This is a genomic window from Alteromonas sp. MTD1, assembly GCF_042848195.1.
Classification (GTDB): Bacteria; Pseudomonadota; Gammaproteobacteria; order Enterobacterales; family Alteromonadaceae; genus Alteromonas.
The window spans coordinates 42,990-62,802 of the sequence record NZ_BTGG01000013.1 but is presented as its reverse complement, the minus strand read 5'-3'; the positions used below and the strand labels follow the sequence as shown (position 1 = coordinate 62,802).

The window sequence follows — 19,813 nt, the reverse complement described above, 5'->3', positions numbered from 1 at the left end:
AATCCAATATTTGTTCTGTTTTAAGTATTTAGGCAGTTTTACTGGAGTTTTTTACCGCACTTTTTAGGGTGGAAAGCTCTCTGTCAGTTAGGTTTCGCCATTGACCAGGTTTAAGGTTACTAAGCTCTAAATGCATAATACGCGTTCGCTTAAGTTTGGTCACCTCGTAGCCCAAAAACTCACACATTCTGCGTATCTGCCGATTCAAACCTTGCGTTAAAATAATGGTGAACTTGTTTTTGCCGGTGGGCTTTACAATACAAGGCTTGGTAACAGTGCCTAGAATAGGAACACCGCGAGCCATGCGTTTCACAAAGCGCTCACTGATAGGCTGATCCACGGTTACTTCGTACTCTTTGTCATGCGCATTTTCTGCACGCAAAATCTTATTAACAATATCACCGTCGCTGGTAAGAATTATTAGCCCTTCAGAGGGCTTATCTAAACGGCCTACAGGAAAGATGCGAGACTTATGTCCGATAGCATCAATAATGTTACCTTTTACGTGCCTTTCAGTGGTACAGGTAATGCCAATAGGTTTGTTATAAACAATGTAGACGCGATCAGATTTATCGGCAGCTACTGCACCTATTCTCTTACCATCTACTTTAACCGTGTCATCGGGGCCTACTTTTGTGCCAAGTTCGGGTTGTTTGTCATTAATGGTGACGCGATTTTGCTCTATCAGTTTGTCGGCCTCTCTTCTAGAGCAAAGGCCTGTATCACTGATATATTTGTTTAAACGTTTTAGCGCTTGGTCGCTCATTACGCGGTGTGTCCTTGGCATTTCTGGTTTGGTTATTTTACCATGACAAAAAGAAAAGGGGCACATTGCCCCTTTGCGATTAGAAAGTGTTTACTTAGAGCTATCCGCCAACTGCAGGTGTTGCGGTTTGTGGTGCGGCGCCAGCGCCGCCACTTTTCGTGACAAGCTTAGTTGCCATATCACGTATCTCATTTTCTAAGCTCGAAATTCGGCCCGAAAGAGTAGCGTTTCGTTGTTCTAGTACAGAAAGTTTATCAGTAAGCGTTTTTACATCATTTTGTGCACGTTGCTTGTCGCTAAGCGCTTGTTCTAGCTGAACGTTTACTGCCAACAGTTCATCAGCTAAAGACGCAAGCTGGTTTTTTAATGAACCCATTGATGATGCTTGCGTAGTCACGTTTTGAGAAACCGCTGCTATATCTTGTTTTAGCGTGGTTTGTACGTTGCCAACGCGATCACCAAGGTCAGCAATTTCTTTTTGGTTACGACGCCATGCCGAAGCCCAAAGCTTATCCATTTGCTCCCAAAGCTCGTTTGTTTTGTTGCTAAGCTCAGTGACTTTCACTTGTAGTGCTACTGTAGATTCACCAATTTCCTCACCCGTAGCAGAAAGTTTGTTTTCAAGCTGCACAATACGCTTTTCCGCTGCTTGAGCGGCAGTATGTTGTTGTTGCAGCAGGGTGAATAAGTAATAGCAGCCGCCGCATGCAATCAGTGCAATAAGTGCGACTATGGTTATCCAAATACCATTGCCGCCACTCGAAGAAGATGATGATGTACTGCTAGATGAAGTCAATGATGAAGCTGTAGAGCCTGCACTTGAAGGCGCTGGGTGGCGCTTCTTTTGGTAGTCGCGACGGTCTTCATCGTCTAGGCGAATAGTTGGAAATTCATCGTTTTTTGAATTGTTTGCCATAGTAAATCGATTTTCTCGCAATTTTGAATTTCAGATTATCAGATTTTTATCGTTGTTTTCGATACTGGGTTAATCGCTGAAGCGCTTAATACCCGCTGAAATTACTGTTAAAACTTAACGCAGAATGCCATGTTAGCGTTAAATGACAGCAAAAGCTATGCCTTAAAACACGTTGTCTGTGCGCAATATGCCTTGTAATTAAATACCGCCCCAGAAGGCGGCATTTTTATATTTAAATGAAGTGAGTTATCGTACTTGTGCTTACGCTTACGCATCATTGCAAATCACCACGATTAATCATCACCAATCCATTCAACGCGGTATAGATCGCGTCTTCTGTCTAAGTAGTTCCTTACTGACCCCTCATTTTGCAGTTTAGTTAACTTATCTAAGTCTAAATCAACAATTAGGGTCATTTCGGTATTGGGCGTGGTTTCTGACACAATGGCATCGTGAGGGAATGCAAAATCGCTTGGTGAAAATACAGCGGTTTGTCCGTATTGAATATCAACGTTATCTACTTTCGGTAAATTGCCCACAGAGCCTGCAATAGCTACGTAACACTCATTTTCTATTGCTCGGGCCTGTGCACAGCGTCTTACACGTAAATAGCCATTTTTGGTATCTGTCCAAAATGGCACGAACAGAATTTGCATTTCTTGCTCAGAAAGAATTCTTGCAAGTTCAGGAAATTCAACGTCATAGCAAATTAGCACGCCAATTTTGCCAAAGTCGGTGTCGAATACTTTAAGGCTATTGCCACCTTTCATTATCCAATCTTCTTTTTCATGCGGCGTCGGGTGTAATTTGTACTGGCTTTCAATAGTGCCATCGCGCTTACAAATGTAACACACGTTATAAAGCTGCTCGTCCTCTACAATCGGCATCGACCCTGCGATGATGGTAATATTGTAACTTACTGCTAAATGAGACACGGCGGTTAAGATTTCATCTGTGTAGGTGGCTAAGTGCCATATAGCATCTATGGAAGATTCGGTGGGGCTAAGGCCCATCAATGGTGCATTGAAGAATTCAGGGAAGAGTGCTACGTCGCATGAATAATCAGATAGCGCATCAACAAAGTACTCAACCTGCTGAAGTAGTTCTTCAACATTATTGAAGTAACGCATCTGCCATTGAATACAGCCAATGCGCGCATTAGACTTTCTGCTAGCGAATAGCGAGGGTGTGCCTGGCTCGTAGTAAATGTTGTGCCATTGCAACAGCGTGGCATATCCCTTAGACGCTTCATCTTCAGGGAGATAGGCCGACATTACCTGCTTTACCTCAAATCCGTTAGACAGCTGAAACGTTAAGATGGGGTCGTAAATATCTTTTGCTTTTACGCGCTCAATGTACTCATAAGGAGAAAGCTCGTTCGCATGATGACGATAATTAGGAATACGCCCGCCTGCCATTATCGACTTTAAGTTAAGGTTACGGCAAAGCTCTTTACGCGCTTCATACAGTCGTCTTCCCAAACGAAGTCCGCGGTATTCAGGGCATACAATCACTTCTACACCGTAAAGTACGTCTCCATTTGGATCGTGAGTAGTAAGGTAGGCGTTACCGGTTATCTCATCATAACTATGCTTGTCACCGAATTGGTCGTAATCCACTATCACTGAAATGGCAAAAGCCACAACCTTGCCTTTGTCTTCTATACAAATCTGACCATCGGGGAAGGTAGTTACCTGCGCTTTGTAATTAGAGTAGGGCCATGCGCCTCCAACGTTCGCATAGACGTTATCCATCAAGCTTTTAACGTCGTCATAATCGTCAAGCCTTAGATTACGTAAATCAAGGTGGTGTTCAGTTTCTTCAATTTGTGTTTGATCTTGGCTCATCAGATATCCACTTTTTCTCTTGTTGTTTAGTTATCTATCCAAGTATAGATAAGCAAAAAGCGTGCGATGTATTCATCGACAAATAATCTTTTTCTCGTCGACAAAAATAAAGCGGCGAAATTAATGCCATATCACATTGTGGTTAGGCGTGATGCAAAGTATAAAACCCGCCAATTATTTTCGCTCTTTACTTTTGTACACAATGAACCGAGAACAACTTGCCCTTTATCAGCCTCTTCATGTATTCGATGAGTTGCTTTTTAACGGTGTAGTGGATGACCTTGTAGAAAAAGGGTATTCCATCCAAACATCAGCATTGCCAGCGTTTTTAACGGATGCTCTGCTTGCTTGCCAAGACGCGATTAATGACACCGAATACAAAAACGCAGGTATTGGAAGGGCCGGCGACTTTCAACATGCGCGGGATATTCGCGGCGATAATATTTGTTGGATTACTGGTTCATCGCAAGAAGGTGAGCTTTGGCTCTCTTGGTGTAACGCGTTAAAAGACTTTATCAATAAACATCTTTACCTAGGTCTTTTTTCGTTTGAGAGCCACTTTGCTTGTTATGAACCCGGTAAATTTTACAAACGCCATGTAGACGCTTTCAAAGGAAAAAGTAATCGCGTGCTGTCTTTGGTGGCTTATTTAAATGAAGACTGGAACAGCAATTACGGTGGTGAGCTGGTGCTTTATAAAAATGACAATGACGCCGAGGGAATACGCGTTGTTCCTAATCTGGGTACTTTTGTGGTGTTTTTAAGCGAGCAATTTCCACATGAGGTGCTGCCAGCAACGCACAAACGCAACTCTGTTGCAGGGTGGTACAGGGTAAATGGAAGCGTAAACGACGTTATAGACCCGCCTCGTTAAGTCGTTTCGCAAAAGTACTATCAATATGTTTCTATTAATTCAATAACCTGATTAAACGATTCATATTTACCAATTAGTTTTTATTACATGCACGCGCTATTCTCTTTAACAGTTTCGAAGGACATTGTTTTGAGCTCAACGAATATTTTATTCAAAAGCAATGAAACTAAGTCTTTTTAATTTTCGTAAGATTTTGTTCGTACGCATTCTAGTGCGGACCTAATTTAAAAAAAGCATGGAGAATAAACATGGCATTGATCAACACTGCAATTAAACCTTTTAAAGCAACTGCATTTAAAGACGGCGAGTTTGTGGATGTAAGCAGCGAAGACATCAAAGGTAAATGGTCGGTATTCGTATTTTACCCAGCAGATTTTACGTTTGTATGCCCAACTGAACTAGGTGATATCGCAGATAAGTATGAAGAGCTTCAGTCTCGCGGTGTAGAAGTATTCTCAGTTTCTACTGATACACACTTCACTCACAAAGCGTGGCACGATTCTTCAGACACAATCAACAAAATCAAGTTTGCTATGATTGGCGACCCAACAGGCGAAATTACTCGTAACTTCGACTGTATGCGTGAAAACATGGGCCTAGCTGACCGTGCAACATTCGTTGTTGACCCAGAGGGTATTATCCAAGCAATGGAAATCACTTCTGAAGGTATCGGCCGCGACGCAGACGACCTAGTACGCAAAGTGAAAGCTGCACAATATGTAGCGAACAACCCAGGCGAAGTTTGCCCAGCTAAATGGAAAGAAGGCGAAGCAACGCTAGCTCCTTCTTTAGACCTAGTAGGCAAAATCTAAATTGATGTGTCCTGTGCCTTGCTTGAGAGTAGCACTTTTAAAGTAAGGCATTAGCAATCGGCAGGAGCGGAACTCCGCTCCTTCATCTTTAACTTCCAATTTCCGCTATGTTGTTGACCTATAAATAGGTTGGCGGGGATCGGCGTGTCGAAAAAAGGCAGAATTACCGTGTTAACTAAAGAAATTTTACAGGCATTGAAGGGTTATACCGACACAATGCAAAAGAGCGTTACCTTTGTCGTACAGACCGGTGAGCATAGCAAGCGTGAAGAGCTTGTTACGTTTCTGTCCGACATCGCAGGTGTAAGCAACAAACTCAACGTAGAAGAACGTGATACCAACGGCGAGCTTCGAAGCCCAATTAGCTTTTTGTTAGAAGCTGATGGAGACGATACAGGTATTCGTTTTTCAGGTATTCCAGGCGGTCATGAATTTAATTCATTGATACTTGCTATGCTTCACAGCGCAGGTACAGAGTTGAAACTTGACGATAGCGTTAAGGCAATGGTGAAAGCGGTAGAAGAGCCGCTTAATTTTGAAGTATTCATTAGCTTAAGCTGTCACAACTGCCCAGAAGTAGTGCAGGCACTTAATCAATTTGCGTTACTGAACCCAAATATCAAAACAGAAATGATTGACGGTGGTTTGTATCAAAATCTTATCACAGAGCGTGACATTCAAGGGGTGCCAAGCGTTTATCTCAATGGTGAACTGTTCGCTAACGGCAAAGTTGATGCATCAGTTCTGATTAACAAACTACTTGAACGTAATCCAGATTTAAAAAGTGCAAATAAGGGTGACTCGCTGCCGTTGCAGGACGTAACGGTGATAGGCGGCGGCCCTGCTGGTGTGGCATCTGCTATTTACAGTGCGCGCAAAGGGTTGAAAGTTGCCGTTGTAGCAGAAACGTTTGGCGGACAAGTAAAGGACACCATGGGTATTGAAAACCTAATTTCCGTTCCCAAAACCACGGGGCCTGAACTCGTTGGCAACTTGATGGAGCACGTGCGCGATTATGACATAACGTTGAAAGAACACGTTCGCGTAGAAAGTATTGAGCAAGGAAATGTGAAAACCATCACGCTTTCGTCGGGCGAGCAAATTCTCACTCGTAGCATTATTGTAGCTACTGGTGCACGTTGGAGAGAGCTAGGCGTGCCGGGCGAAAGAGAAAACGTTGGTAACGGCGTTGCGTACTGCCCGCACTGCGATGGCCCATTCTTTAAAGGGAAAGATGTAGCGGTGATCGGTGGCGGCAACTCAGGTATTGAGGCAGCGCTAGATTTGGCTGGCATTGTAAAGTCGGTGACAGTATTTGAATTTATGCCGGAGCTTAAAGCAGACCAAGTGCTTATCGACCAAGCGATGAAGCGAGACAATATTACCATTATTAAGAATGCTGCAACGCGACAGATAACGGCTGAAAATGGCAAAGTAAACGCTATCGAATACCAAGACCGTGCAACCAACGAGGTTCACACACAAGCGTTAGCTGGTGTGTTCGTACAGATAGGATTGGTACCCAATAGTCAATTTATGAAAGGGACTGTTGAAATGACACAGTATGGCGAAATTGTTATCGACGACAAATGCCATACATCAGAGCCGGGTATTTTTGCAGCGGGCGACGTTACAACTGTGCCTTACAAGCAAATTGTTATTTCAATGGGCGAGGGTGCCAAAGCATCGTTAGCAGCGTTTGAATATTTGTTAAGCCATGAAGTTGTTGACACTGAAAGCGAATCGGCTGCAGCTTAATAATGCCTCGTCAATCGTGTTAATCGCCAGATAGCACAGCAATACGTTTACTTACATTTTAAAAAGCCCCAATTTGGGGCTTTTTTTATGCCTAAATATTTTGTGGTAAATGCAAATGATAAGAGTTATTATTTGAGTATGCGTTTTTCGAGGTGTGCGCTTAAAAAAACACACCTATTGTGGAGCTTGCATGGATTATTTCGACTGAAACCGCGCTCGATTTAAAGCAAAAAGGTGCCTTAAACCTGTCTCAAGCAGCAATGTATATGACTGGGGTTATAGGAGAGTCGTACGGTTTTACAACTCGGGTTGAATCGGTATCTTCAAGTGGGCTCCGCATTCCTCGTTACCGAGGTTCAATTCAATAGCTTTTTGGAAGCTATAACTCAACTCGTGCAGAGATATACACCATCGAGCAAGTCGAGTTACTAATATCTTTGACGTATTCTTTTAAAGGAAATTTATGATTACGGTTATAGCAAGTGTATTGTCACTTAGTGCTGTAGCTACCGTCCATCAGAGCTGGCGTTCTCGAACGTTGGCCTTATTCGTTGTTGGGCTGTTGCTGTGGTTAATATCTGGTGTGGTTTTCTCTTTTGCCCAGGGCTGGGAGTTTGGTGTGCTTATCACGCTTTGCTTGCCGGGAATTTTAGTATGGCCATTCGTTTTAGCAAATCAGATAGTCTTGCCAAAGCCAAAAAATAGTCCTGAACCCAGGGCGCTTGACTTTTCAAGAGCAAATGTGTTGCAAAATGGGGCAACCTATACTGTTGTGCTTTTCGCTTTTTTTATCATCGCGCTGTTCATAACTCTGGGTATTAGCGCTCTAACGCCCTTCAGCACAGCCGGAAAAATGGGGATAGGTATTATCTTGTTACCCGTTCTTTGGGGGCTTTGTGTGTATCACTATTTAGCAACGTCATCAAAAATCAAAATACTTGCTGCCTATAGTGTTATTGCTGGCCTGTGCTTGCCTATTCTTGTGCTGTTTCCCTTGTAGGTATTTATATGAATAAACAAACGAAACAAAATGCGTTGAATGCGCACACGTGGGTAGGTGTTTTCTTAAGCGTACTCCTTTTTTTAGTTTGCCTCTCGGGCACGATTGCCGTTTTCCATTTAGAGTTTGAGCGCTGGGAGCAGCCTCATATAGAAGAGATGGAAAATGTAACGCCGCTAGCTATTGAAAAGGCGATGAATACTTTTCTCGCACAAAACACAGAAGAGACTAACCACCTTTATGTTGTGTTTCCTACATCGGATATTCCGCGACTTGTTGTTGAGAACGATCATTCCGCTTTTTTCGCCGATAAGCAGGGAAACCTGATTGAAAAGGAAAGTGTTTCATTTACTGAAATGCTGGTGGATTTACATCTTTACTTAAACCTGCCGCATAGCTGGGGCATGATTTTAGTTAGTGCATTAGGCGCAATAATCTGTACGTTAGTTGTTACGGGCATTGTGGCACATAAGCGTATAACGAAAGACGCTTTCAAACTAAGACGTGGCGGCAATGGGCAGCAGGCGCAGATAGATTTACACAACAGGTTTGGACTATGGGCTGCACCATTTCATCTTATTATTGGGGTAACAGGCGCTTACTTTGGATTAGCCAGCGTTATTTTGGTTGTTGTGGCAACCCTAAATTACGATGGCGATAGAGAAGCGGTGATAAATCAGATTTTCACGCCAGATCCGGTGCTAGAACCTCAAAGTGGTAAGCCTGAAATTGGTAAAGCATTTGCTCAATTAGCAACGCTAGCGCCTGAGAAGTCACCTATCTTTCTAACGGTGCACGAAGTCGGTAAACCCGAGCAATTTATTGAAATCTACGCGAAAGCACCAAATCGGATGATTTACGCAGAGGGTTACCGTTTTGATACATCGGGTGAATTTATTGGTGTAGCAGGCTATGAGTATGGTGAATGGGGCAAGCAGCTGGCGTGGTCTATGTACCGATTACACTTTGGTGACTTTGCAGGTTTAGCCAGTAAATGGTTTTACTTTATTCTTGGCGTCATGCTTACCATGCTTTGCGTATCTGGTATGGAAATTTGGCTTTCTAAAAAAGCACACCCGCCACTTGCCACAAGGCTTTGGTACAGCGTGGTGTGGGGCAGTGTAAGCGCGCTGGCACTGACCGCCGTGGTAGACATGTTTTACGCGGGTTCGTTGGTGGTAATTTTTTGGAGCCTGATGGTATTTAACACCGTTGTTACTGTGTTCCTACATCGTTTATCAAAGGCATTGTGGCTAATGCTTTCTGGATTAAGTGTTTTACTGTTACTAATTGCTTATATTGGGGTTAACGGCGCATCGAGTTTTACCATTTCATCGCTTCAATTGAATGTGCCTATGCTGGTTTATGTTGTGTGGAGTCTATGGCGAGGCGCCGTGTTGTTGTCGCGTGAGTCTAACGACCTTTCGGAGAAAAGCGCTGCTACATTCTCTAATGCAGCCGTCAACAAATAGCGATTAACGAATAAATCAGTTGCGCTTTTTTTGCTTCCAGGTACCACCGTAGAGATAATTACTGTGGTGCTTGGCTTCAGATTGACATGCTTTACATACAATTTGCCAGCCCTCACCAATGTTTATGCGATATTGTGTGCTTGCTTCTGCATCACACTTATCGCAGGGTTTTGCCGCGCGCGTTCGCGCCTTTTTTCCCATATTAAATTCGTTTAGCTATAGATACGGCTGCTGCCGATCCTTTACCTATCATTTCACCCCAACACTTCATTAAAAATGAAGGTGGATGCTGCATGTTTGCACGTGCTTCGTCTCTGTGATCTTGTTCATCGCCTTGCATAGAACGCATTAGCGTAAGCACCTTTTTGGGCGCACCACCATGTTGCTGAATGGCGCTGATTTGGTGTTCATAGTGTTCATCAACAAAATGTTCAACGCAGTAAATAGTATAGTAAAACCAATCTTTACCAATAAGCCTTGGAATAAAGCCAGTGAGAAAACCCGCTGCTATCCATAGAAGTAGTATGAAACTTCCTCTAAAGGATGGCATATCGTTCTCGAAAATATGCAAATGCTGCTTTTCTGTTTCAAGGTGATGCAGGGCAAAAGCGTTAATTCCTTTGTCTGCTGTGGTTTTGTTATTCTTGCGCTTGAAGAGGGTTTTTATAAATTCTGCTGTTAGCGCACCGCGATATATCCACACTGCGCCAGTTTCACCCGCATGACTTGCACGTAGCTCGCTATTTAACAACGCTGGTATCTTGTGAGTAATGGTTTCTGAATAAGACATAGGCACAGCTGAAAAGCCCTTTTATTTACAATATTCACTTAATACTCTCGCGTGTCTTACGCTGGATGCTTTTTAAAGCAATTGTAATTTAGTCCTTTGCCATAGTGTTCTGCATCACATTAGTATACTAAAGACAATTTCTTAACATCGTCAGTTGAATGCTTTTGTTTTATGCCGTTTTACGGTAACAATAAACAGAAGTTAGCTAATAAACGAGAACCGTATCATTGATGAAAACTGTCGTTAAGGTGCCGCTAATAAGTATAGCTCTCGCAGTGGCATACCTTCTTCTGTGGCCTGTTGCCATATCGCCGAAAGCGTGGGATGCACCACTAAGCAAAGGCTTCACTGGCAGTTTTGCTCCCAATACACAATTATCTTCGTTAACGCTTATTGATATGGAGAATGACTACGGGCCAGAAGACTTCGCTGTTAACAGTAATGGCGATATTGCTACTTCTAGTCACTCCGGCTTTATTTTGGTCAAAAAGCGTGGGCAGCAAGGCTTTACTCGTTGGGTTAGCACGCAAGGGCGACCACTGGGTATTGAGTACGACCACGCTGATAACTTAATTGTGGCTGATGCTGAAAAAGGACTATTAAAGATATTGCCTACTGGCGATATTGAAACACTTGTAACGCACGTAGCTGGCCAAGCTGTGGTGTACGCTGATGACGTAGACATTGCCAATGACGGTACCATTTATTTTACTGATGCCACCGCAAAATTCGCGCCCGAACAATACAACGGCACACTTAACGCGAGTATGCTCGAAATATTTGAGCATATGGGTAACGGAAAGGTAATAGCCTATTACCCTGACTCAGGCAAAGCCCAAGTGTTAATGGATAACCTTGTGTTTGCCAACGGTATTACGCTAAGCCACGACAACAGCGCTCTACTTGTTAACGAAACCGGAAAATATCGGGTTTTGCGCTACGATTTAAACCCTGAAATCGCGGCAAAAGTAACAACCGTGATAAACAATCTGCCAGGGTTTCCTGACAACATTGTGGCAGCGCATAATGGGTACTTAATTGGTCTTGCTTCACCGCGTTCTGGCGCAGTAGATGCACTATCTGCTTACCCATTTATAAGAAGCATGGTGCAAAGATTGCCGTCTTTTATGCGCCCATCAGCAAAAAACTATGGGCATTTGATACGCATTAACGAAAAAGGGATGGTGTTAAACAGCTATCAAGATCCAGCTGGTTTATATCCATTTATAACCGGCGCATTAGAGATGGATGAGGGACTTTATATAAGCAGCTTAACCGCTGAAAAGGTGGGGTTTATTAAAATATAGTCGGTAAGGCCCGTTACCTGTTTTGTGGTGTTTGTTAACGCAATGTAATGAACTAATTGCGTCTAATTGAACCTAACGGTCGTAAGTTTTTTAATATTCTTGGGCGATCAATAAGCGTTAATGTTGCTCGTTGGGCGACTTAAATTCTTCATAATTGCTTTGTATATTGCAGTTATACATGTGAAAGGTACTTACATAATGAGTATGACGAATAAAGTTTCTATGATAGCAATTGCGGTTTGTGCTTCGCTCGCAGCTGGGTGCGGTGGCGGCAGTGGTGGTTCAGCGGTTGAACGAGAGGGCTCTACACCCACTGCGCCCACGACGCCACCAACAGGCGGTAGCCCAACATGGGAGGCAGGGGTGTTTGAACCACAGTCTGAATTTATTGCAAAATGTGAATCGCCGCGTACTGGCATCGACCCTTTCACTGGTAATGCTTATCCCGATACGCAAGGTAGCGCGTTAGAAGAAAAGCTATGGTTACGTTCGTGGACTAACGACACCTATCTTTGGTACGACGAAGTACCTGATAACGACCCAGAAAACTTTACGGTTCTTGGTTATTTTGATCAGCTAAAAACCACTGAGCTTACTCCAAGCGGTACGGCTAAAGATAATTTTCACTTTTCTCAGCCTACCGACGAATATAATGAACTTACTCAGTCTGGCGTATCGTCAGGTTACGGCTTTTCGTTCGAGTTTGTGAGAAATACCGCACCCCGTGAGTTAATTGTTCGCTACACCGAGCCAGGCTCGCCGGCAGCAAATGCCAATGTGCCTCGAGGTGCTAGGTTAATGCAGGTGAATGGCATCGACTTTGTTAACGATTCAACCGAAGCTGGCGTTAATGCCATTAACGAAGCGCTGTTTCCCGATGATGATGGGCAGACCAACAGCTTTGAGTTTATGTTGAACGACGGAAGCTCAATGTCTGTTGATATCACCTCGGCCAGTGTCGCTTTATCGCCTGTGAATAATGTACGGGTGATAAATACTACCGCTGGGCGAGTAGGCTATTTTCAGTTCAATCGATTTATACGCGCTGCACAGCCGGGACTTATAGATGCGTTTAATCAGTTTGTCGATGAAAACGTGACGGAATTGGTTATTGATCTTCGTTACAACGGCGGAGGTTTACTTGCTTTGGCGTCTCAAGTGTCGTTCATGGTTGCAGGGCCTAATCAAACCAATAACGCGTTTTTTGAGAGGCTACAATTTAACGATAAAAACCCAACCACGAACCCTGTAACAGGCGGAAGTTTGCAGCCCACGCCGTTCTACAGTACCCAAATTGATTACGATGCTAACCGCTTAACTGATACTCCTTTACCGAGTTTATCGCTAACCCGAATTTACGTACTCACGACAGAAAATACGTGCTCTGCCAGTGAGTCTGTTATGAATGCACTTCGCGGAATTGATGTGGAAGTAGTGCAAATAGGTGCTACCACGTGCGGCAAGCCTTACGGCTTTTACCCGACGGATAATTGTGGCGAAACGTATTTTACTATCCAGTTTCAGGGAGTGAATAACAAAGGCTTTGGCGATTACGCAGATGGCTTTATGCCTACGGCGAATCCAAACTTTGATTTCGAGTTGCCAGGTTGTGTTGTTGAAGACGACTTTAGCGCAGACTTGGGGTCTACTGACGAAGCATTGTTGGCCGCTGCGTTGGAATACTCTGAAACAGGAAGCTGCCCAGCAGCAAGCGGTGCGCAATCGTCTTCATTGGCAAGTAATGTGGATATTGATGGTATCCGAAATGCAGAATCTGACTTGCAATCAACAAATAACGAAGGCTTAGCAATAAAAACACCTAATGAGCAGTGGGAGTCGTTGATTTTGCACAATCGAATAAACGAGCCTGTATTGCGAGAAGAAAGATAATGTGTAGGGTTAATGCTTTTTTTCTTGCGTGTGTTGCTGGCTTTCTTGTAACTGGCTTTCTTGTTACAGGCTGTAGCGCAAGTCAAAGCGCCTACAATGGTAACAGTAACGACAACACTATGTACGAAGCTACGCTTGAACAACTTTCACTGCAAGATAAGCAGCAAATAGAAAGCGTAATAAGCGATTGGTATGGTGGTGTTAAAGTAACCATTGCAAACAATGCGTTTGTAGATTCGTCAACGGTACGTATCGAACGTAAAACCCACGTAGATGATAGAGGGCTGCCAATAGAAGGGCGTCACAACAACCAGGCGCTGTCATTCACATTACTAAAGCAAGGTGAAACGTGTTTGCTTCGAAATAATCAAACGGGCGTAACAAGTGCGCTAACAAGCGCTAGCTGCACTTATTAGAGTCAGCTGCACTTGTTAAACAAAGGCTACACCAATCAAACGAAAGCGGCGCATATTATTCCAGGTTCGCCCCGCGTTTACTTACAATAATTTAGCCTTTAGACGCGTGTTGACGCTGTGAGCGCTGACCTTTCGGCTTGCCACCACCTTTGTTAGCGCTATTATCAGCCTGGCTACCGCGATTATGACCGGTTGCGTTACCGCTGTTTCTAGCGCCACTTTTACTTTTAGACCCCTTTGACTGGCGCTGGAACGTTGGTGGAAGACCAGTATGCTTTGTTAATGCACGCTCACCACGGCGACCGCGTTGTGCCTTCTGACGCTTTTCATCAGCCGTTTCAGGCGGAACAAGGTGCTGAGGCCCACGGCCAATTAAATCTTCACGTCCCATCTTTTTAAGTGCTTCGCGAATTTGCGCAAAGTTCTTAGGATCGTGATAGCGAAGCATTGCCTTGTGAAGTCGGCGGTGAATTTCACCTTTCGCAGAAGGTACTTCCTCGCTGTCCTTGGAGACTTTACGCAGTGAATTCACTTCAGTGTGGTACATCGTTGTGGCCGTCGCCATAGGTGACGGGTAGAAGTTCTGTACCTGGTCTAGCTTAAATTTGTTTTCTTTAAGCCAAATAGCAAGGCTAAGCATGTCTTCGTCGGTTGTACCTGGGTGCGACGCGATAAAGTACGGAATAAGATACTGCTTTTTACCGGCCTCTTGCGAATATTTGTCAAAAAGCTCCTTAAAGCGATAGTAGCTCCCCATACCCGGCTTCATCATTTTCGATAATGGGCCTTCTTCTGTGTGCTCAGGCGCTATTTTTAGGTAGCCTCCAACGTGGTGAAGGGCAAGCTCTTTAACATATTCTGGATCTTCTACGGCAAGGTCGTAACGTACGCCCGATGCAATAAGGATCTTTTTAATACCCGGTAAGTTTCTTGCGCGTCGATACAAATCGATAGTGGGTTTGTGGTCTGTGTCCATGTGTGCACAGATACTTGGGTAGACGCACGACGGACGACGACACGTGGCTTCGGCTTTCGGACTTTTACAGCGAAGGCGATACATGTTTGCTGTAGGGCCACCAAGGTCAGAGATTACACCTGTAAAGCCTGGCACTGTATCGCGTATTTGCTCAATTTCTCTAATGATAGAGTCTTCAGAACGGCTTTGAATAATACGCCCTTCGTGTTCGGTAATTGAACAGAATGTACAGCCGCCATAACACCCACGCATAATGTTAATACTAAAACGTATCATGTCGTACGCAGGTATTTTTGCATCGCCATATACTGGGTGTGGAACACGTTGATAAGGCAGGTCGAACACCGCATCCATCTCTTCTGTTTCAAGAGGCATAGCGGGTGGATTAATCCAAATGTGTCTGTCGCCGTGGCGCTGCATTAACGCACGAGCACACCCTGGGTTGGTTTCCTGATGCAAAATACGCGAGGTGTGTGCGTACAGCATCTTGTTGTCTTTTACCGTTTCGTATGCCGGTAATTTAACGTAAACCTTTTCCCATGGTTTACGCTTTTCTTTATCTTTCTCGGCCGGCTGAATAACAATAGGTGAGGCCTCTGGGGCTTCACTGCTTTTCTTATCTTTATCCTGTGAATCGCACTCTGGCTCCATTTGATAAGGACTTGGAATAGGGTCAATCTTTCCAGGTTTATCTAATGACGTTGAATCTACACCCTGCCATTCTGGCAGCGCTTCTTTCACGATAATAGCAGTACCGCGAACATCACGCATATCTGCTATGTTTTCGCCCGCAGCGAGTCGGTGTGTTACTTCAACAAGTGGACGCTCGGCGTTACCGAAAAATAGCATGTCGGCTTTCGAGTCGAACAATACCGAACGGCGTACTTTTTCACTCCAATAATCATAATGCGCAATACGGCGTAAACTGGCTTCAATACCGCCAGCAATAACCGGTACACCTTTAAATGCTTCGCGACAGCGTTGAGAATATACGGTAACGGCACGGTCTGGACGTTTGCCACCCACATTTCCAGCTGTGTAGGCATCGTCGTGACGAAGCTTTTTGTCCGATGTATAACGGTTGATCATAGAGTCCATGTTGCCGGCAGTAACCCCAAAATACAGGTTGGGCTTACCAAGCTTCATAAAGTCGTCTTTGCTGGTCCAGTCGGGCTGAGAAATAATACCTACGCGAAACCCATGTGCTTCCAATACTCGGCCAATTACCGCCATACCGAAGCTAGGATGATCGACATATGCATCGCCAGTTACCAAAATAACATCACAGCTGTCCCAACCTAGTGCGTCCATCTCTTCTTTCGACATGGGTAAAAATGGCGCTGTACCTAAGCAGTGAGGCCAATATTTAGGATAAGAGAACAGACCGCGGTCGGCCTTGATAGTGGCTTGCATAATAATCACATCTTGAAATAACAGAATTTACCTGAAAGAAGTGCGTTCACTTTTTCAGATTTGGTGCGTGATTATAGCAGTGTTGGGAACATGACGGTATAGCACTGTCATTAAATTCAATGGCTTTGTATACTTAAGAATTAGTGTTTGCTTATGTAATTGACTAAAAAGGGCTTTATGATGGCGTATTGGCTATTTAAAACAGAACCTGATGCTTTCTCTATTGATGATTTAGCGTCTAGGCCAAATCAAACCGAGCCTTGGGATGGCGTTAGAAATTATCAAGCACGTAACTTTTTACGCGATGACATTGCGCTTGGAGACTTGGTGTACATCTATCACTCAAGCTGCAAGAACGTGGGTATTGCAGGTGTTGCTGAAGTAGTAAAAGCGGGTTACCCCGATACCACTCAGTTTACTCCAGAGTCGAAGTACTTTGACCCAAAGTCTGACCCAGCTACACCTCGCTGGTTTAGAGTAGACGTAAAGTTTGTGGAAAAGTTTGAAAAAGTACTTTCCCTTTCTGACATAAAGCAGATGCAGGGAATAACTGAACTGCCGCTAGTGAAAAAAGGTGGAAGGTTAAGTGTAATGCCAGTTACCGAGCAGGAGTGGCAGCAGCTCTACGCCGCTGCTAAATGACCATTTATTCGATGTGGTTACGATTTAGAAAGCGTAAAACGCGTATCTGCATCGCGAAGTAGATAAAGTGCGAAACACGCGCCCCACATTGGCCATGCTGCAAAGAACAGTAAGTTATTAAATGCGTCAATGTATTGTGGGAACGACGATAATGTAGAACCGCCGTGAAGTAAGAAAATAAGGCCATAAGTGTAACGCTTGGCTACACCAGCGACAAAAGCAAGTACTAAGGCCAATTGGAATGCGCCCATAATATAAACCGCGTTTTCGGCAAGCCCGCCAATACCGTAGAAGTGTTCAAAAATCTTCATACCGTGGGCAGGGTTTACGAATTTATCCAAGGTCCAAGCGAACATTACGATAAAAACGGTAATGCGAAGCGCAAGCAGCGCCCAGCTAAGTCGGTTGTTAATGTCAGAAGTTGAGTTTTGCATGTGTGCTCCGATGTTGATACATGTGAACCCAATAGAACGGTCGTTCCAAAGAAAAATTTCAAAAAAGTTTTTATTTTTAAAATAATTATGTTCTGAAATTTTTTGGTATGCGTATCGGTCTTGTCGAACAAGAAATAAAAATACGGATCTTTTAATGAAAAAAGTAATTAGCCTAGCCATTAGCACACTCGCCCTTGCAGTCAGTCAAGGAATTGCCGCACAGCAGCTTTCAGAGATAGAAGTGGTAGAGGTGACAGGCAATAAGCAATCTCTTGATACGCTAAACCCAGGCGATAACACGCTAAAAGGCATATTCGGCGAAGGTTTAAGCGCTGCAGAAACGCCGCGCGCGGTAACGTCATTGTCGGCCGAAGCCATGCAAGCCCTTAATATTGATGACCTACATGATATCGTGAAAGCAGCGCCTAATGCCTATGCTTCAAGCGGCTTTGGCACGCCAAGTTTGCCGAGCATTCGCGGGCAGTTAGGTGAATTATTCCAAGACGGTGTTCGTCGACAAGCGGGTAACAACGGATTCGGATTACCGCTATCGTTCAACAGTGTTGAACAAGTTGATGTCGTGAAAGGGCCTTCGCCCGTATTATTTGGCAGTACCCAGCGCAATGGGGGTTTTGTAAACCTACAAACAAAAGTAGCGCCTACCACAGACAGTAGCGGTCGCGCAACATTACGCGCCGGTCGTTGGGACCAATACTCAGCACAAGTTGACTATGGTACCGTAATTGAGGAAGGCAAAAGCGGTATTCGATTTAGTGCGGAATACTTAGATCATGGAAGTTTTTATGATTTTGCAGAGCGTGACAGCACAAACTTGTTTATTGCTTACCGCTATGCACCGTCGACAGCACTAACTTGGGACATAAGCGCCGAGTACTACGACACAGATTACCCAGATAACGCAGGTATCAACCGTCCAACCCAGGATTTGATAGACAACGGTGTTTATATTACCGGACAAGGCGTGCAGCCAAACGGGAGCGCTGTTCCTGGCGCTGGCGCTATAATTTCTCCTACTGGGGAAGTTGTTATTCCTCGAAATCGCGTTTTTACCAATCCTGACGACATAAACGGCGCACAAACTACGGTTTTGCGTAGTAATGTTGAATATAAATACGCTGAAAATATTACGCTTCGAAACGTCACTTATTATCAATACCTAGAGCGCGAAGAAATTGCACAAAATAGTTTCGTTGAAATTATTGACGGTGCCGATACGTTTGAAAACCGCACAGAGCTTGATTACAAGTGGAGCGACAAGCAGCTAACTACCGTTGGCCTAGCGTTGCGCTATAACGACGTATTAGGCTACAGCCAATTTACTACTGAAGCTGATAACCCTATTGATTTAACAGGTCCTATTTCAAATCGCGTCATTCCATTAACCGACGCGCAAAAGGCGCGTTTAATAGAGCTTCGTCCTGGGGTATTTGTATCACCAGGTGCGCAATACGATATTGATGGTGATGGCGCAGGTGACTTTAATTTATCTGACACCACAGACTCAACCACATGGCAAACAGGGTTGGCTCTTCAGCAACGCTCGAACTGGACTGATAAATTTTCAACCATAGCGGGTGTACGTATAGATTATTACGATGTGGAAGCGCGCGACCCGCTTGCGCCAGAAGGTGTACAGGCAGCGTCAGACACCTACAGCGATACACTAAGCAGCTACCAGCTTAGTGCAGTGTATAAATTAACGTCTGAGTTCAATCTGTATGCTGCGTATGCTGAAAACGATGCTACATCTAACAGCATGGGCGGAGGCACTGTGTTAGGTGGCGGTAATGAAATTAACCCACTGAACTTTGCCACTGAAAATACCTTGTATGAGGTTGGTGTAAAATATGCGCCAAGCAGCAATTGGTATGCCGAAGCATCGGTATTTGACCAAACACGTAGCTTACGAAACCGCGATGGCAGCAACAGTGGTGTTAAAACACAAGGTGCCGAATTACAGCTGTTTTATCAAAACGACAATGTGTGGGTAAATGGGGCGTATAGTTATCTTGATGCACGCTTTGATGATTCAGCCGCGTTCCAAGGTACCTCTCAAGTGACCGACGCGTTTGATAATAGTCGCCCTGATATTATTGAAGGCACAGGCGTTGGCTCGCCGTCTTTTACCGCATTTGCACCGTCTGATTCGCGTGTACAAGGTATTCCACCACAAATTGTATCGATCAATGCAGGATGGCAAGTAACTGACGATGTTCAAGTGGGCGCAAGTGCACTCTACACCAAGTCATTCCCGCTTGATTTTCTTCAAACGGTAATGATACGAGACCAGTACACAATTGATTTAAACGCGGATTACTATGTGAATGAAGACCTGCGCTTACGTTTAGATATCATTAATGTTACTGACCAAGACAACTGGCAGCCGCTTTTCGAAGGTGGTTTCTTCGGTGCAACCTTGGTAATGCCTAATTTACCAAGACATGCACAAGTAACCATGCAATACGCGTTTTAAAGGCTA

The 19,813-nt window shown here is 44.3% G+C and carries 16 protein-coding genes; 10 read left to right on the top strand and 6 right to left on the bottom strand.

Features of this window, described 5'->3' with window-relative positions:
* Positions 1 to 28: 28 nt before the first annotated feature.
* From rluF to ACGHAV_RS16430, 3 genes are all read right to left on the bottom strand, one after another.
* Entirely contained in the window at positions 29 to 766 is a 738-nt protein-coding gene (rluF, locus tag ACGHAV_RS16440; RefSeq protein ID WP_390383136.1) for a 23S rRNA pseudouridine(2604) synthase RluF, read from the bottom strand.
* Positions 767 to 866: 100 nt separating this feature from the next.
* The gene (locus ACGHAV_RS16435) at positions 867 to 1,682 is read right to left on the bottom strand and encodes a hypothetical protein (RefSeq protein WP_390383133.1); all 816 of its coding nucleotides are present in this window, start codon (positions 1,680 to 1,682) and stop codon (positions 867 to 869) included.
* 293 nt (positions 1,683 to 1,975) lie between these two features.
* Entirely contained in the window at positions 1,976 to 3,529 is a 1,554-nt protein-coding gene (locus ACGHAV_RS16430; protein ID WP_390383130.1) for a GNAT family N-acetyltransferase, read from the bottom strand.
* A gap of 202 nt (positions 3,530 to 3,731) precedes the next feature.
* Here ACGHAV_RS16430 and ACGHAV_RS16425 point away from each other — a divergent pair, with 202 nt between their 5' ends.
* From ACGHAV_RS16425 to ACGHAV_RS16405, 5 genes are all read left to right on the top strand, one after another.
* Positions 3,732 to 4,403, top strand: coding sequence for a 2OG-Fe(II) oxygenase (locus ACGHAV_RS16425; protein WP_390383127.1), 672 nt, complete (start codon positions 3,732 to 3,734; stop codon positions 4,401 to 4,403).
* 248 nt (positions 4,404 to 4,651) lie between these two features.
* Positions 4,652 to 5,215: an alkyl hydroperoxide reductase subunit C gene (ahpC, locus tag ACGHAV_RS16420; protein ID WP_334014401.1), complete on the top strand. Its 564-nt coding sequence runs from the start codon at positions 4,652 to 4,654 to the stop codon at positions 5,213 to 5,215.
* Between the two features lie 168 nt (positions 5,216 to 5,383).
* A complete protein-coding gene (gene ahpF, locus ACGHAV_RS16415; protein ID WP_390383124.1) occupies positions 5,384 to 6,973 on the top strand; it encodes an alkyl hydroperoxide reductase subunit F in 1,590 nt (529 codons plus the stop codon).
* A gap of 538 nt (positions 6,974 to 7,511) precedes the next feature.
* The gene (locus ACGHAV_RS16410) at positions 7,512 to 7,973 is read left to right on the top strand and encodes a hypothetical protein (protein ID WP_390383121.1); all 462 of its coding nucleotides are present in this window, start codon (positions 7,512 to 7,514) and stop codon (positions 7,971 to 7,973) included.
* A gap of 8 nt (positions 7,974 to 7,981) precedes the next feature.
* Entirely contained in the window at positions 7,982 to 9,445 is a 1,464-nt protein-coding gene (locus ACGHAV_RS16405) for a PepSY-associated TM helix domain-containing protein (protein WP_390383118.1), read from the top strand.
* 202 nt (positions 9,446 to 9,647) lie between these two features.
* Here ACGHAV_RS16405 and ACGHAV_RS16400 read toward each other — a convergent pair whose 3' ends face one another.
* Positions 9,648 to 10,235 carry a demethoxyubiquinone hydroxylase family protein gene (locus ACGHAV_RS16400; RefSeq protein ID WP_390383115.1) on the bottom strand — a complete coding sequence of 196 codons (588 nt, stop codon included), beginning with the start codon at positions 10,233 to 10,235 and terminating at the stop codon, positions 9,648 to 9,650.
* Positions 10,236 to 10,465: 230 nt separating this feature from the next.
* Between ACGHAV_RS16400 and ACGHAV_RS16395 the strand changes: the two genes are divergently transcribed.
* From ACGHAV_RS16395 to ACGHAV_RS16385, 3 genes are all read left to right on the top strand, one after another.
* The gene (locus ACGHAV_RS16395; RefSeq protein WP_390383112.1) at positions 10,466 to 11,542 is read left to right on the top strand and encodes an SMP-30/gluconolactonase/LRE family protein; all 1,077 of its coding nucleotides are present in this window, start codon (positions 10,466 to 10,468) and stop codon (positions 11,540 to 11,542) included.
* A gap of 204 nt (positions 11,543 to 11,746) precedes the next feature.
* Entirely contained in the window at positions 11,747 to 13,432 is a 1,686-nt protein-coding gene (locus tag ACGHAV_RS16390; protein ID WP_390383109.1) for a S41 family peptidase, read from the top strand.
* A complete protein-coding gene (locus ACGHAV_RS16385; protein ID WP_390383106.1) occupies positions 13,432 to 13,848 on the top strand; it encodes a hypothetical protein in 417 nt (138 codons plus the stop codon). Before ACGHAV_RS16390 ends, ACGHAV_RS16385 begins: the two co-directional genes overlap by 1 nt.
* 91 nt (positions 13,849 to 13,939) lie before the next feature.
* Here ACGHAV_RS16385 and ACGHAV_RS16380 read toward each other — a convergent pair whose 3' ends face one another.
* A complete protein-coding gene (locus ACGHAV_RS16380) occupies positions 13,940 to 16,237 on the bottom strand; it encodes a YgiQ family radical SAM protein (RefSeq protein ID WP_390383103.1) in 2,298 nt (765 codons plus the stop codon).
* A 180-nt stretch (positions 16,238 to 16,417) separates the two neighbouring features.
* Here ACGHAV_RS16380 and ACGHAV_RS16375 point away from each other — a divergent pair, with 180 nt between their 5' ends.
* Positions 16,418 to 16,879: an EVE domain-containing protein gene (locus ACGHAV_RS16375; protein WP_390383182.1), complete on the top strand. Its 462-nt coding sequence runs from the start codon at positions 16,418 to 16,420 to the stop codon at positions 16,877 to 16,879.
* Between the two features lie 17 nt (positions 16,880 to 16,896).
* Here the strand turns inward: ACGHAV_RS16375 and ACGHAV_RS16370 are convergent, their stop codons facing one another.
* Positions 16,897 to 17,313, bottom strand: coding sequence for a hypothetical protein (locus ACGHAV_RS16370; protein WP_390383100.1), 417 nt, complete (start codon positions 17,311 to 17,313; stop codon positions 16,897 to 16,899).
* 154 nt (positions 17,314 to 17,467) lie between these two features.
* On the opposite strand from ACGHAV_RS16370, the gene ACGHAV_RS16365 reads away from it, so the two are divergent.
* A complete protein-coding gene (locus ACGHAV_RS16365) occupies positions 17,468 to 19,807 on the top strand; it encodes a TonB-dependent receptor (RefSeq protein ID WP_390383097.1) in 2,340 nt (779 codons plus the stop codon).
* Positions 19,808 to 19,813: the final 6 nt, after the last annotated feature.

Coding starts and splice junctions, on each gene's coding strand:
- rluF (WP_390383136.1), bottom strand. CDS start 766: ATGAGCGACCAAGCGCTAAAACGTTTAAACAAATATATCAGTGATACA.
- ACGHAV_RS16435 (WP_390383133.1), bottom strand. CDS start 1,682: ATGGCAAACAATTCAAAAAACGATGAATTTCCAACTATTCGCCTAGAC.
- ACGHAV_RS16430 (WP_390383130.1), bottom strand. CDS start 3,529: ATGAGCCAAGATCAAACACAAATTGAAGAAACTGAACACCACCTTGAT.
- ACGHAV_RS16425 (WP_390383127.1), top strand. CDS start 3,732: ATGAACCGAGAACAACTTGCCCTTTATCAGCCTCTTCATGTATTCGAT.
- ahpC (WP_334014401.1), top strand. CDS start 4,652: ATGGCATTGATCAACACTGCAATTAAACCTTTTAAAGCAACTGCATTT.
- ACGHAV_RS16405 (WP_390383118.1), top strand. CDS start 7,982: ATGAATAAACAAACGAAACAAAATGCGTTGAATGCGCACACGTGGGTA.
- ACGHAV_RS16400 (WP_390383115.1), bottom strand. CDS start 10,235: ATGTCTTATTCAGAAACCATTACTCACAAGATACCAGCGTTGTTAAAT.
- ACGHAV_RS16395 (WP_390383112.1), top strand. CDS start 10,466: ATGAAAACTGTCGTTAAGGTGCCGCTAATAAGTATAGCTCTCGCAGTG.
- ACGHAV_RS16390 (WP_390383109.1), top strand. CDS start 11,747: ATGACGAATAAAGTTTCTATGATAGCAATTGCGGTTTGTGCTTCGCTC.
- ACGHAV_RS16385 (WP_390383106.1), top strand. CDS start 13,432: ATGTGTAGGGTTAATGCTTTTTTTCTTGCGTGTGTTGCTGGCTTTCTT.
- ACGHAV_RS16380 (WP_390383103.1), bottom strand. CDS start 16,237: ATGCAAGCCACTATCAAGGCCGACCGCGGTCTGTTCTCTTATCCTAAA.
- ACGHAV_RS16375 (WP_390383182.1), top strand. CDS start 16,418: ATGGCGTATTGGCTATTTAAAACAGAACCTGATGCTTTCTCTATTGAT.
- ACGHAV_RS16370 (WP_390383100.1), bottom strand. CDS start 17,313: ATGCAAAACTCAACTTCTGACATTAACAACCGACTTAGCTGGGCGCTG.
- ACGHAV_RS16365 (WP_390383097.1), top strand. CDS start 17,468: ATGAAAAAAGTAATTAGCCTAGCCATTAGCACACTCGCCCTTGCAGTC.